The organism is Janthinobacterium sp. GW822-FHT07H10 (genome assembly GCF_058798675.1).
The window spans coordinates 97,088-111,269 of sequence record NZ_JBXAKS010000015.1; the positions used below are offsets into that span (position 1 = coordinate 97,088).

A 14,182-nucleotide genomic window follows, 5' to 3' on the forward strand; every position below is an offset into this window, starting at 1 on the left:
TGTGTTCTCCTTATTTGCCCGGCGCCGAAAAACCGGGTTCGCCCGGTCCGGGCGGGATGTCTGGGGCGCCGAACAGGATGCTCTGCGGCTGTTCATTGAGCGTGCTCATGGTGGTTTTCAGGGCGCGCATCGAGGAACGCGCTTCGCCGCTCAGTTCTATGACTTGCGGCAAGACTTCCAGCGACACGCCGTTGGCCACCGTTTCCACCGAGTTGCCGACCCTGTCGACCGTGCCATTGACCTTGTCGAGCACGCCACCGGGCGCCTGGATGTCATTGCCCAGCTTTTTCCACGTTGCCGTCAGGTCGGACACATTCTTGCTGGCCGTACTGACGGCCGTCAAGGTTTGCCGCGTTTGTTCCGTCAGTTGCGGCAATTGCGTCAGGGTCGGTTCCAGCTGCTGCGGAATGGCGCCGAAAGCCTTGGCCGCCTTGCCCACTTCATTGAAGGCGCCCAGCATGGCCGCCTGGTTGTCGGGGCTGAGCAGGTTGTTGACCTTGTTGGTGATCTGCTCGGCCTGGTCGAGGATGCGCTTGCCGCGCTTTTCCAGCTGGTCGAGCAAGCCGGCGCGCAGGGGGATCAGCGACGGCTTGTCCTTGCTGGTGCCTAATAATTTGGAACCGACGTGCTCGTCGTCGAGCTGGATGTAGGCGATGCCCGTCACGCCCTGGTAGCCGAGGGTGGCGAACGTGGTATTCGTGACGGGCGTATCGGGCGCCACGCTGATGTGCACGAGGATTTGCCCCGCCTTTTGCGTGTCGAAGTCGATGGCGTCGACCTTGCCCACTTCCAGGCCACGGTAGCGCACGGTCGCCTGCGGGTTCAGGCCCGGCACGGAGAGGGTGGTGGCCAGCAGGTAGGGCACCCGTTCCACGCGGTCGCGGTTGAACCAGACGCCGAACAGGATGGCGGCCACCAGCAGGGTGAGCGTGAAAAACCCCGTCATCAGGGCATGTGATCTGTTTTCCATTAATTCTCCGCTTTCTTGTCGGTGCCGGCGCTGGCGCCTGGCTGCGCGGCCTGGTCTGCCGCCTGTTTTTCATCGAGGACGGCCAGTGCGCGCCTGCCGCGGTCGCCGAGGAAAAATTGTTTGATGAACGGGTGATCGACTTCGATCACCTCGCGCGTGGGGCCGAGGGCGATCACGTGCTTTTCCGCCAGCACGGCGATGCGCGTGGACAGGGCAAACAGGGTGTCGAGGTCATGCGTGACCATCACCACCGTCAAGCCCAGCTCGCGGTGCAGCGACTGGATCAGCGCTACAAAACTTTCCGACAAGTCCGGGTCCAGGCCAGCCGTGGGCTCGTCGAGGAATAATAGCTTGGGCTCCAGGGCCAGGGCGCGCGCCAAGGCCACGCGCTTGATCATGCCGCCCGACAAGTCCGACGGCATCTTCAGCGCATGTTCCGGCCCCAGGCCCACCATATTCATCTTCAATAATACCGCGTCGTGGATCAGCGCCTCGGGCAGCACGCGCAGTTCGCGCATCGGCTGGGCCACATTGTCGAACACGGTCAGCGCCGAATACAGGGCGCCTTGCTGGAACAGCATGCCCCAGTGGTTGCGCAATTGCTGCAACTGGTCGGAACTTGCCTTGTTGATATCTTCGCCGAAGACTTTGACGCAGCCGCGCGCCGGGTGTTCGAGGCCCAGCATCTGGCGCAGCAGCACCGTCTTGCCCGTGCCGGAGCCGCCCACGATGGACAGGATTTCACCGCGTTCGATTTCCAGGTTCAAGTCCTGGTGCACGACGGTGCGGCCGAACTTGGTCCACAGATTGGTGATTTCCACCACGGGCGCGCTGCCATGCAGGTTGAACTGGCCGTCCTGGCCGCCGCTCACCTTGCAGGCGATATCGTTGTCGTCCGCCATCAGTAGCCCACTCCATTGAAGACGATGGCAAACACGGCGTCGGCCAGGATCACCACGGTGATGGCCGTGACGACGGCGGTGGTGGTGCCGCGTCCCAGGCTTTCCGTATTGGCCTTGATGCGCAGGCCGAAGTGGCAGGAAACGAGGGCGATCAGCATGCCGAAGATGACGCCCTTGCCCAGGCCGATCATGTAGTTGGCCAGCGGCACGGCGTCCGGCAGCTTCTGGATGAAATAGCGCGCCGACAGATTCAGTTCCACCTTGGCCGCCACCATGCCGCCGATCAGCGCGGCCGTATCCGTCCAGATGACGAGCAGGGGCATGGAAATGGCCAGGGCCAGCACTTTCGGCATGATCAGGCGGAAACCGTGCGAAATGCCCATCACCAGCATGGCATCGAGCTCTTCCGTGACGCGCATGACGCCCAGCTGGGCCGTGATGGAGGAGCCGGAGCGCCCGGCCACGAGGATGGCCGCCAAGAGCGGCCCCAGTTCGCGGATGATGCTCATGCCCAGCAGGTTGACCAGGTAGATGTCGCCGCCAAAGGCGCGCAGCTGCTGTGCCGACAGGTAGGACAGCACCACGCCGATCAGGAAGCCGACCAGCGCCGTGATGCCCAGCGCCTGGAAGCCCGCGTGGAAGATATTGGCGGAAATTTCGCGCCACGGCCCGCGCAGCGGATGGCGCGCGAAGCGGCCGATATCCTGCGTCACCTGGCCCACGAGGGCGATGAAGCCTTTTAAATGTTCGAAAAACAGCAGGATCGCCATGCCCAGCTTCATCACGGGCGTGAGACGGTTGGCGCGCGAGGGCGGCGTTTGCAGCTGCCCCGTTTCTTCGATGCGCTTGAAAAACTCTTCCTGGGATGGCGCCAGGGTCAGCTGCGCCGGGCGCTGCCTGCCCCAGGCATTCCAGAACAGCTGGGCGCCGATATGGTCCATGCTGTCGATCTGCGACAGGTCCCAGCGGGTGCCGGCGTCGCCCTGCAGCGGCTTGAGCTGGGCATCGATGGCCTTGATCGCATTGTCATGCGCCAGGGCGTGCACCTGCCAGGTGCCGCTGGCGGTCACGATGGCTCCCTGTTGGGAGCTGGTCTGGGAGAGGGTCAGTTTCGGCGATTGTACAGTCGGCATCGTGTCAGTTTAAGGGAGAATGGCGCAGACCGCCACCGATGTTCGATCACCGGCCCGTCAGGATGCCAGGTGGCGCGCCTGCCGTTGGGGCAGGGCGATGTCCGGGCGCACCTTGGCGCTGCTAGTGCTCACTTCGGCTGGCTTGGCATGGGCGGTGGCCTGCGCCCCGCCCGCATAGTCGCTGGCCACGAGGGCATTGGCCTCGGCCGCGCTCATGCCGCGCGTTTGCAGCCATTGCGCCACCAGCTTGGCCAGGCGCTCCATGGCGATGCGGTGGGTGGCGTCCGTATGGGCGTACAGCCAGTTCGAAAAGTCCATGAAGTTTTCAAATGGCGCATCGCCCAGCATCCATTGCACGGTATTGGCGAAGCGGCCCGAGTTGGCCACCAGGTCCCAGTAGCGGGCGAAGCGCACGAGGCGCTGCATGCTCATGAAATCGAGCTGCTTGTTCGCCAGGATGGTGTAGGGCGGGTGCGGATCGAACACCATGCCGAAATTCTCCGTGTGGCGGATGATCGGCGTGCCGCGCAGCCGTTTCAAGATGCCGAACTGGATTTCATGCGGCTTCAATGCCACCAGCTTGTTGAAGCCGGCCGCGAAACTGGCTTCATCCTCGCCCGGCAAGCCGGCGATCAGGTCCACGTGCAGGTGGGCGTTCGATTCCTCGCACAGCCAGCGGATGTTATCGGCCGCCTTTTGATTATCCTGCTTGCGGCTGACCAGCGACTGCACGTCCGGATTGAAACTCTGGATGCCGATCTCGAACTGCAGCGCGCCGGGCGGGAATTTGCTGATGCCTTCTTTCAGCGCATCGGGCAGGTGGTCGGGCACCAGTTCGAAGTGGGCGTAGATCGGATCGTCCGGATTCGCCTCGATCTTGTCCAAAAAGAACTGCATGATCTTCAAACTGGTCTTGATGTTCAGGTTGAAGGTGCGGTCGACGAACTTGAACAGGCGCGCGCCGCGGGCATGCAAGGACTCCATCTCGGCCAGGAAGTTCTCCAGCGCGAAGGGCCAGGCCGTCTTGTCCAGCGCCGACAGGCAGAATTCGCATTTGAACGGGCAGCCGCGCGACGCTTCCACGTAGATGGTGCGGTGGCGGATATCGTCGTCTGTATACAAAGAGTAGGGCAGTTGCAGTTCCGCCAGCGGCGCCTGCACGCCCGCGTGGATCTTCATCAGCGGCTTGGGGCCGTTGAGGATCTCGCCGCACAGCTTGGGGAAGGTGACGTCGCCCCAGCCCGTGATCAGGTAGTCGGCCAGCCTGACGATTTCCTGCTCGCCTGCCTCATGCGACACTTCCGGCCCGCCCAGCACGATGATGACCTCGGGCGCCACGCGCTTGAGCATGGCGACCAGCTTCGTCGTTTCCTCGACGTTCCATATATACACGCCAAAACCGATGATGCGCGGCTTGTTGATGAGGATGCGCTCGACCAGTTCCGTTGTCTTGGTGCCGATGACGAATTCCTGCAGCCGCGTTTGCGCCTGCAGCGGGCCCATATTGGCCAGCAAATAGCGCAATCCCAGCGAAGCGTGGGTGTAGCGGGCGTTCAGGGTGGAGAGCAGGATGGTCATGAGAGGCGATTGAAACGGCGAAACCGCTATTTTACGCTGTCGCGTCACCGGTGCGTCGCGGCCGGGTACGCCATGTTACCATTTGTCAATAATTACTAACTTGGCAATGCTATGGCAGGTGAAAAGGGATACACGGTGCTGGCGAAAAAAGTACTCACTAAAAAAGTCCTGATCGGGGCGCTTGCCGGGGTGGCGCTGGTGGCTGCCGCGCTGGTCGGCTACCGGGTGTTTGGCTGGGGCGCGATGGGGCCGGTCAACAGCCTGAAGCTGGATTTATCCAGGCCCGACGCGCTGGTCCGGACGCCGAGCCTGTCGACCTTGCCGCGCGACCTGCTGACGGTGCCGCTGGCGCGCGACGTGCTGCGCGAGGATTTCCTGTTCTACTACGAGCAAAGCGAAGACCGGCTGGGACTCAAGGGCAGCCTGCGCCGCATCGCCTACGAACATGAGCTGGGATGGGGCGACCAGCTGCTGCGCATGGTGCTGGACCAGCCGGCGGAAGTGGCCTTGTGGCGCGATGCCGACGGCTCGCTCAAGCATTTCGCCATCGCCGTATCGCGCAGTCAGTTGACGCGCCTGCTCGAGGAAGCGGGCAAGATTGCCTTGAAGGACACGCAGATGCGCGTGGCCGGCAGCTTGCGCGTCGATGGCGGCCAGGTACCGGTGTATGCGCTCAATTACGCCCACCAGCGCACCTTGCTGTTTGCCGCGCACGGCCAGCGCCTGCTCATCCTGTCCCATCCCGGCATGCTGTATGGCGGTGCCGACGGCAAGGATGGCGATGGCACGGCCGAGAAAACCGTGGCCAGCCTGCTGGCGCCGGAGCCGGCCAGGCAGAACGTCTTTCATGCGCAGTTCCATCTCGACAGCGCCGCGCCCGAGGGGCACAGCATCGCCGTCAAGGCCGACTTCCTGTCGTTCGGCTACCAGCCTTTCTTCGGCGCCCTCGAAGCGCTGCGTTTCGATTTCAGCAAGGGCGCCTGGCAGTCGAAGGTGCTGCTCAATGCCGACAAGCTGAAAAACGGCGGCTACGACAGCGGCGCCCTGTGGCCGCTGCTGCCGCACAGTCCCAGCGCCTGTTTCAGCGTGCCGGTGGACTGGGCCGCGATGCAGCCGGTGCTCAAGCGCCTGGGCAGCAAAACTTCCGAGCTGGTGGTGCCGCTGGCCGAGCACTTGCAAGGCCCTGCCGCCGCCTGCTGGTACGGCAGTTCGCGCCTGCATACGCCGGTGTTTGTCGCCACCCGCCGCGCGCAGGCCTGGGACGACGCCCTGTATGGCAGCCTGTTCGAGGCGGCCATCGGCGGCAAGGATCCCGTGCGCAAGACGACCGGCAAGGATGGCGCTGTGCGTTGGGAGCGCAGCGTGGCCACGGCCCTGGGCCAGTCCACGCCGGCGCTGGCCGTGGCCGGCAATACCGTTGTCTTTTCCGCCGACGGCAAGCTGGTGGACCAGGTGCTGGCCGTGCGCCGCAAGCAGGCGCCGGCCGCCAGCGATCTGCTGCCCGATGCTTCGCGCACGATCGGCCTGATCGCGCCGGCGTCGCTGGCCCGCCTGATCCAGCTGGAAGCCTTCGATACCCTGCCGGCGAATAACGAACCGGTGCTGCGCGCGGCCGCCAACGAACACCTGGTGCCGCGCCTGAACGCCTTGAAAAAATATCCGCCGCTGCGCATGGTGCTCAAGCGGCAGCCAAGCAGCGGCACGTCATGGGAAACGCTGGAATGGCAGGAGACCGCGCGATGACGGTGTCGCGTGCGCGCCGTGCCGCCTTGCGCTGGCTGGCGGCCTGCGTGGCCACCGTGGCCGTGCCCCGGGCGTGGGCCCTGCGCGCGGCCGCCGGGCCGCAAGTGCAGCTGTCGCAGGCCCAGAGCCGCGCCTTCCAGGCCTGGATGCTGCGCATCGTCAACGCGCAGATCGAACGGGGGCCGTCGCCGCGCTGGACGCACCGCGATTGCGCAGGCCTGGTGCGCTTTGCCGTCAACGAGGCCCTGACCGTGCATGACGCGAAGTGGCTGCGCGCGAACGGCATCGCCAGCGACCGGCGCCTGCCGCCCGAGCTGGAACTGAATGAGGCCCAGGCGGCCTTGCGCAACCGCTGGATACAGACGGGCGGCAAGGTCGGCCACTTCGTCACGGCGCTGGCGCTGGTGCAGCACAACAGCCGTTTCATCGCCCGCGAGATCAGCCAGGCGCTGCCCGGCGACCTGCTGTTTTTCGACCAGGGCGACGAACAGCACCTGATGGTCTGGATGGGCGCGCGCATCGCCTACCACACCGGCACCGTCACCCCCGACGACAATGGTCTGCGGACCGTCGATATCAAAGAACTCACGAGCTGGAAGGACACGCGGTGGCAACCTGTGGTCAACAATCCGAATTTCGCCGGTGTATTCCGGCTGGCGTTCTTGTCATGAAGCCGATTTTTCTCATGAGGCTGCTGTTTGCCGGCGTGCTGGCGCTGTTGGTGGTGAGCGGTGTCTCGGCGCAGGAGCGGGAGCACAGCAACTATGCGACCTTCAAGGGCGAGCCCTTCTTCCTGCTGTCGGATGCCAGTTATGGCAGCAGCGACGAGTCGCGCGTGCGGCTCGAGGTGCCGGGCCGCGACATGGGGCGCATGAACCTGGAAGCGTATTCCGGCGCCGACATCGTCGTCTACCGCGTGCCCGAACCGATGGAGTTCCTCAAGAAACAGCGCAATCTGCACCGCATCCAGGTCGAGGGCAATTACCAGGGCGAGGGCCTGGCCAACACCTTGAGCTTTTTGTGGGATAGCTGGTGGAAGCAGTCGCGCCTGGCCTGGCGCAAGCTGTTTTCCGGCGAGGCGCGCCGCGCGGTCACGAAAGAACAGCCGCAGCTGGCCACGAACGACGCGATCCGCAAGCCGACCGTGTTCGCCAACCACCCGCAGTACAAGCCGATCAAGGGCATGGAGCTGGTCGACAGTTTCCGCTACCCGATCTGGCAGGCCAGGGCCATCGCGCCGCCGAAAGGCGTCAAGCTCGATGGTTCCAGCAGCGACTTCATCGTCGCCGGCGCCGGCAACGTGATGATACCGCTGGGTAAACGCAAGCCGGGCCTGTACCTGATCGAGGCGATCATCGGCGAGCACCGCGCCACCACGCTGGTGTTCGTGTCGGACACGGTGGCCGTCACCAAGGTATCGTCCGGCCAGATGCTGGTATGGACGGCGCGGCGCGATACCAGCGCCGCCGTGGCCGGCGCCAGCGTGGCGTGGACCGACGGCACGGGCGTGCTGCAGTCGGCCACCACGGGCGCCGACGGCGTCGCCTCGCTCGAGCGCGGCAGTCCCGAGCATACCTATGTGCTGGGCCAGGACCGTGCCGGCGGCGTGTTCGTGTCCGAGAATTTTTACTACGACAGCGAAATCTACAACACCAAGATCTATGCCGTGACGGACCGGCCCCTGTACCGGCCCGGCGACGAGGTCAATGTCAAGTTCCTGGGCCGCGAATTCACCTCGGCGCGCAACTCGCAGGCGGCGGCCAGCGCGCCGCTAAGTTTGACCGTGCTCAATCCGAACGGCACGCCGCTGCTGACGCAAGCGCTGCAGCTGTCCGGTGACACGGGTGCCGACACACGCTTCCGCCTGCCGATGGAAGCCACCGCCGGCGGCTATGAGCTGCGCTTCAGTTACAAGGGCAGTGTCTATGGCGCGGCCTTCCGCGTGGCCGAATACATCAAGCCGCACTTTGAAATCAATGTCCAGCCTTCGAAACCGGAATTCAAGACGGGCGAGGCGGTCAAGGGCAGCATCGCGTTGCGCTACCCGGATGGCAAGCCGGTAAAAAACGCGAAGATGACCCTGTCGCTGCGCAGCCAGCAAAACACCATGGTCGAGGGAGAGTTGCGTTACAGCGGCCTGTTCCCCGTGGCCTTGAAGACCGAAGAGGTGACGAGCGACGGCAGCGGCAATGTGGACTTCGCCTTGCCGCCCGCCGCCGATCCCTCGCGCTATATATTGACCGTGCTGGCGACCGATGGCGCGGCCTACCGCGTCAAGGCGACGCGCGAGCTGATGATAGAGCGTTCGAGCAGCAGCTACCAGCTGAAGGCCACGCGCCAGTTTTCCGATCCGGGCCAGGCCGTGCATTTCGACCTGGTGGCCGATGGCCAGGGCGCGGCCAAGCCCGTGCGCTGGGAGATGGTGCAGCTGGAAAAACAGAGCAGGACCGACGGCGCCTTCGAGCCAAACGCCAAGGGCTGGGACGTGACCTTCCCGGCATCGGGTTCGTATCGGCTGGCGCTGCGCGACGAACGCGGCAACCTGCTGGCCGCCGCCAGCCACTGGGTCGCCGGCGATGGCGTGCAGACCACGCTGGGCAGCATCGAGATCGTGCTGGACCGCGCCCGCTATCGTCCGGGCGACACCGCCGAGGCCCTGATCACGTTCTCCGACAAGGTCGACCAGGCGCTGTTCACGCTCGAGCGCGACAAGGTGGAGCACCATGGCTTGATGGCCGGCGTCGCCGACTGGTACCAGGCGAAGCGCGTGGCGCCGCGGCAGTGGCGCGTGCGCATTCCCGTCAAGGAGGAGCATGGCCCCAACATGACGTTTTCGGTGGCGTACACGCGCAATGGCGACTTCGTCTTCGAGAACGCGGGCCTGCAGGTGATCGAACCGCGCATCGCGCTGCAGTTCAAGAGCGACAAGGAGGTCTACCAGCCCGGCGAGAAGGTCACGCTGGACGTCAAGGCCACCCTCGATGGCAAGCCGCTGAGCACCATGGTGGCGCTGGGCGTGGTCGATGAAATGATCTATGTGCTGCAGCCGGAAATCGCGCCCGAGATTGGCGACTTCTTCTACCACCCGCGCCGCAACAACGTGCGCACCACGGCCAGCCTGTCCTTCATCAGCTACGACATGGCGCAGGGGCGCAGCGCCGGTGCACCCGCGCGCCACAATTACAACGAGCGCGGCGTCAAGGTACTGGAGCGCCCGCGCCGCGACAATATCGACACCGCCTACTGGGCGCCGTCGCTGAAGACCGACGCCAATGGCAATGCGCGCGTGAGTTTCACCATGCCAGACGCGCTGACCCGCTGGAGGATCACCGGCCGCGCGATGGATGAGCAGGGGCGCGTCGGCCAGCGCACCGCCTATCTGCGTTCGGACAAGAGCTTCTACGCCAAGTGGACCGCGCCGGACTGGATGCGCGCCGGCGATGCGCCGCGTGCCTCGGTGGCGGTGTTCAACCAGACTGGCAAGGAACAGGCGCTTGACGTCGTCCTCTCCGGTGGTGCACAGCCGAAGACGGAAAAACTGTCGGCCAAGCCGGGCGTCAATTACGTCGAATTTCCGCTCGCTGCCGGCGCTACCGGGCCGCTGCGCCTGGAGCTGAAGCAGAATGGCAAAGTGGTCGACGCGCTCGACACGGCCATGCAAACGCTGCCCGCCGCCTGGAGCAGCCCGCGCACCTTGGTGCTGCCGCTGGCGGAAAGCGCTGGCGATGTCGCGTTCAAGCTGCCGGCGGACGCCCGCAATATCCGCGTGTCGTTCGCGCAGGGCGCGGCCAGCCACTTCGCGCGCATTGCCGACGACTTGATCGACTATCCCTACGGCTGCGTGGAGCAGACGGCCAGCCGTTTGATTCCGCTGGCGCTGGCCACGCAAAGCCTGGGGCCGGACGCCGGCGCGGCAAGCGGACGCCTGCAAACGCTGCTGACCGCGCAGCGCCTGCGCCTGGTGTCCATGGCCGGTCCGAACGCCGTCTTCGGCTGGTGGGGCAATGCCACGGCCGGCAATGCATTGATGACGGCGTACGCCTATTACGCCGACTGGTACGCGTCGCGCGCGCTGCATATCGAGCTGCCGCCCGAGCACTGGAACAGGCTGCTGGCCGTCTACGGCGAGCATGGCTTGAAGGACGCGATGGGCGACCGCGCGCTGGTGTTGTGGATGGCGCGCGAGATGGGCTTGCCCACGCAGACGCTGGCAGCCGGCCTGGTGGACGACAGCGCCAGTGCCACCTTGGGCGGCAAGCCGCGCCAGGCGGGCGACAGCGGCAGCCTGCTGCTGGGCGGAGCCCTTGATCGCGAGGCGCAATCGATGGCGCTGGGCCTGGTGGCGCTGGTCGCCAGCCAGAACGGCATCGCCCTGCCGCATTCGCTGCAGCTGCAGGTGGCCAGTGCCTGGCAGGTCTTGCGCGAGTCCAAGGCGCCGGTGGCGCAGGCCTTGCTGATGCTGGCCGGCGAAGCGCCGCCATCACAGGCCGATGCGGTGCTGGCCGGCGTGCGCGCCGAGATGCCGACCCTGGACCGCGCGATGACCTTGCTGTGGGTGCAAAAGAAGCTGGGCGGCGCATCGTTTGGCAAGGGACCGGCCGTCGCGCTGGACGGCGCATGGCAAAAGCTGGACAGCCGCAGCGGCCAGCCGCTCTGGCGCTGGCTTGATGCCAGGAATACTCCTGATAAGTTGCGCCTCGCCGCCCCCGCGCCCGCGGGCACGGTGGCCGTGCTGCAGTACGACAGCCACGCCGCCGAAACGCAGACGCTGCCGGTCGCCATCGAACGGCGGATTCTGCGCATGAAGCAGGGTAAGGGCGGCTACACGACGGAGTTGGTCAAGCCGGGCGAGGCGCTCAGCACGGACGCGCTGTACCTCGATGAAATCACGCTCAAGGCGGCGCCGGGCGCAAAGCACCGCTTTGGCTTGCTGGAGGTGGCGCTGCCGCCGGGTGCCATGGTCGAATCGACCACCTGGGGCATGGTCATGGCCGGCGACAAGCCCGTCGCGCTGGAACGCGCGCGCCATACCGAGCGCCGCGACGGTTATGCGGTGCCGATCGAGCCGCTGGAGGGCGACGTGACCGTGCGCCATTTGCTGCGCTTTGCGCAGAAGGGCGGTTATGTGCTGCCGCCGGCGCGCTTTTACCGTATGTACCAGCCGGAGCAGAAAGCGTTCGAGGGCGGTGGCAAGAGCACGCGCGCGCTGAAGGTCGAGTGATGCGCCTTGCACTTCCCGCATTGATGGCGACCCTGCTGCTGGCTGCGCCCGCTTTCGCGGCCTCGTTGGACGTGGCCTGGTGGCAGGACGGCAAGACCGAAGTGCGGCAGCTGCGCCAGGGCGGCGCGGCGCCGTCGTCGTTTGACGGCGCGCGGCAAGTGCCACTGGCCAGCCTGTGGAAGCTGTTTGTGTATGTCTACGCGACCGATAACAAGGTGGCGATGCCGGACTACCGCTGCGGCGGCCGCGATCCGGAAGAAGTGTATTGCTGCGATGCGGGCCAGAGCGTCGGCCACGACGCGGCACTGGCGCAGTCCTGCGGCCTGTTTTTTTCGCCCAGGCGCCTGATGATCGCCGCGGCGCCGTGGCGCCAGTACTGGACGGGCCGCCTGGGCAGCGCGCCGGCCGGCGACTTTGCCTGGCTGGCGGATCCTGCGCAGCTGGCGCCGGGGCGCCTAGTACGGTTGGATAGCCTGCTGCGCGCGCTGGGCAGCATACCGGCCGCCAGCCGCCTGGATGCCGAAGCGGCGCTGCTGCGCGTGGTGTTGGATGGCCGCGGCGCAGGCACGGCGCGCTGGTTCGGCAGCCAGTTGCGCGTGAAGACGTACTCCTGGCACGGGCAGCGCCGGGCAGAGGAACGTATCGGCGGCGCGGCCGGTTGGCTGGCCGATGGCACGCCCATCTGGTTTGGCGGCGCGGGCGGCAGCAGCAATGTCTTCGAACAGTGGGCACCCAGGCTGGCCGCCAGCCTGCCGCCAGTCGGCGCGGCCGACGATGGCGGCTGCGTGGTGGTCGATTACTTCAAGCGCTATCCGATCCGTGCCGTGCGCGGCGAGCGCGGCGTGGCGGTGCCTGGCCCGCTGAATGGCCGCTACCATGTGCAGTTTGAAAATGGCCAGAATCTCGCCCTGCGCAGCACGGGTGAGCTGATGCTGCTGCAGGAGAAAGGCGGCCGCCCGCAATTGCGTGGACGCTTCGGCGTCAATGAATATGTGGCGCGCGTGCTCGACCGCGAAGCGAATGCTGGCGAGCCGGAAGCGGCCAAGGCGCTGGCGATTGCCGCGCGCACGTATCTGCAGCAGAACGCGGTGACGGTGGCGGGCTGCCAGCAGATCGCCGACAGCAGCGCGACCCAGCGCGTCAGCCCCAGCCCCGCGACGCCGGCGGCGCTGGCGATTGCGCGCTGGACCGACCAGCTGATCGTCGATGGAGTGCCGGTGCGCTATCACCGCGACTTGCCTTCCGAGGGTACCCTGGCGTGGACCGAGGCGGTGCGCCAGGCCAAACAGGGCAAGCACTATGATGAATTGCTGGCGGCGGCCTATCCCGGCGGCGCGTTGAGCACCGTTGGCAATGCCGGCACGCGTTGCCGGCGCCTGGCGCAGAACGAGGACTGGCTGGCGCGGTCCGTGCCGCGCTGGCGGCGTGTGCTGCTGGGCGAGGCCGGCTACGAGGCGCCGCCGCAAGCGCCGCTGGTCTGCGCCTTGCAGAGCGGCACGCCGTATTCGGAGCAGTCGCGCAACCGCATCTTCATGCGGCCACTGGCCACGCGCGAAGACCGCATCACCCTGGCCCATGAATACCTGCATCTTGGCCTGCGCCGGCATCCGCGCGGCCAGGATGAGGAATATGTCGAGCGGCTGGCCCGCCGGCTCGTCGATCTTAACCTGGAGGCCCTGTGAGTTCCCTTATCCGTTGCACGATTCCGCTAATGCTATTGCCACTCTGGGCGCAGGCCCAGGTCACCATCGATGCGCCGAAGGGCGGCTGGCGCAATTCGGCCGGCGCGCGCGAGGACTATACGCAGGCGGTCAATTACCCCGCTTCCTCGGTCAACCTGCAGCCAGGCCAGGCCGAGACGGCGCAGATACGGGGACGCATCGCCGGCGCCGTCAAGGGCAAGCCGGCCACCCTGGTGGTCAATGGCGTGGCGATGCCGATGGAAGTGGGCGAAGACGGCAGCTACGGCCGCCCGTATGGATTCGGCAGCGGCTCGAACAGCGTGGAAGTGCGTTCGCCCGATGGCAGGAGCCGCGCACGCACCCAGTTTGTCGATAGCTACCAGGGCAAGACGCAGGCGCGCCTGCGCATCGTGCTGTCGTGGGACAGCGCCGGCACCGATCTCGATCTGCATGTGGTCACGCCGGACGGTGGCCACGCCTGGTATGGCAACCGCGTCTTGAAAGACGGCGGCGCGCTGGATGTGGACGTGACCACCGGTTATGGTCCGGAAATCTTTTCCAGCGCGGCACCCCTGAAGGGCAACTATCACGCCTACGTCAATTATTACGGCAGCGGCGAGAACACCTCGATGCTGACCGTCGCCCGCATATCGATCATCACCAATGAAGGGACTCCGCGTGAAAAGCTGCAGAGCTTCCAGGTGCCGATGCGGGCCGCCGGCGAGCTGACCCTGGTGAAATCGTTCGTCTTGCCATAACTGGCTGCAAATGGCTCTTGCGGAGCCGTCACACCTTGGCTATAATTCGCCCCCTCGCTGAACGACGCATGCAAATGCCGAGTGAAGTGGAGAAAAAGAAGGAGTTGACGATTGTGCTGAAATGCTTCATACTCTTCCTTCTTCGCAGCTGACAAACACAACGCTTTGTCGATAGCGCGAAAGCAGTAACCGAAT

9 protein-coding genes are annotated in these 14,182 nt (G+C 65.6%); 5 read left to right on the plus strand and 4 right to left on the minus strand.

All coding sequences use genetic code 11. The features are described 5' to 3' along the window. Nucleotides 1-10: 10 nt before the first annotated feature. The 4 genes from AC1RDJ_RS25105 to AC1RDJ_RS25120 are packed head-to-tail and all read right to left on the minus strand — an operon-like array spanning nucleotide 11 to nucleotide 4,583. A complete protein-coding gene (locus tag AC1RDJ_RS25105) occupies nucleotides 11-970 on the minus strand; it encodes an MlaD family protein (protein WP_071321645.1) in 960 nt (319 codons plus the stop codon). Next, nucleotides 970-1,872, minus strand: a complete 903-nt coding sequence (locus tag AC1RDJ_RS25110) for an ABC transporter ATP-binding protein (protein WP_289889687.1) — start codon at nucleotides 1,870-1,872, stop codon at nucleotides 970-972. Before AC1RDJ_RS25110 ends, AC1RDJ_RS25105 begins: the two co-directional genes overlap by 1 nt. Further along, complete coding sequence (locus AC1RDJ_RS25115) at nucleotides 1,872-3,005, minus strand: MlaE family ABC transporter permease (RefSeq protein ID WP_493029047.1); 1,134 nt, start codon at nucleotides 3,003-3,005, stop codon at nucleotides 1,872-1,874. Before AC1RDJ_RS25115 ends, AC1RDJ_RS25110 begins: the two co-directional genes overlap by 1 nt. A 57-nt stretch (nucleotides 3,006-3,062) precedes the next feature. After that, the gene (locus tag AC1RDJ_RS25120; protein WP_493029048.1) at nucleotides 3,063-4,583 is read right to left on the minus strand and encodes a B12-binding domain-containing radical SAM protein; all 1,521 of its coding nucleotides are present in this window, start codon (nucleotides 4,581-4,583) and stop codon (nucleotides 3,063-3,065) included. Between the two features lie 111 nt (nucleotides 4,584-4,694). Here AC1RDJ_RS25120 and AC1RDJ_RS25125 point away from each other — a divergent pair, with 111 nt between their 5' ends. From AC1RDJ_RS25125 to AC1RDJ_RS25145, 5 genes are read left to right on the plus strand one after another with little or no spacing between them, the layout of a single operon-like run. Beyond that, the gene (locus tag AC1RDJ_RS25125) at nucleotides 4,695-6,326 is read left to right on the plus strand and encodes a DUF2138 family protein (protein ID WP_493029049.1); all 1,632 of its coding nucleotides are present in this window, start codon (nucleotides 4,695-4,697) and stop codon (nucleotides 6,324-6,326) included. After that, the gene (locus AC1RDJ_RS25130) at nucleotides 6,323-6,997 is read left to right on the plus strand and encodes a DUF1175 family protein (protein WP_493029050.1); all 675 of its coding nucleotides are present in this window, start codon (nucleotides 6,323-6,325) and stop codon (nucleotides 6,995-6,997) included. Before AC1RDJ_RS25125 ends, AC1RDJ_RS25130 begins: the two co-directional genes overlap by 4 nt. Then, nucleotides 6,994-11,547 carry an alpha-2-macroglobulin family protein gene (locus tag AC1RDJ_RS25135; protein WP_493029051.1) on the plus strand — a complete coding sequence of 1,518 codons (4,554 nt, stop codon included), beginning with the start codon at nucleotides 6,994-6,996 and terminating at the stop codon, nucleotides 11,545-11,547. Before AC1RDJ_RS25130 ends, AC1RDJ_RS25135 begins: the two co-directional genes overlap by 4 nt. Further along, on the plus strand, nucleotides 11,547-13,229 hold the full coding sequence (locus AC1RDJ_RS25140) for a DUF2300 domain-containing protein (RefSeq protein WP_493029052.1): 1,683 nt from the start codon (nucleotides 11,547-11,549) through the stop codon (nucleotides 13,227-13,229). The genes AC1RDJ_RS25135 and AC1RDJ_RS25140 overlap by 1 nt, the downstream gene beginning before the upstream one ends. A gap of 29 nt (nucleotides 13,230-13,258) precedes the next feature. Continuing rightward, nucleotides 13,259-13,987, plus strand: coding sequence for a YfaP family protein (locus AC1RDJ_RS25145; protein WP_071321652.1), 729 nt, complete (start codon nucleotides 13,259-13,261; stop codon nucleotides 13,985-13,987). Nucleotides 13,988-14,182: the final 195 nt, after the last annotated feature.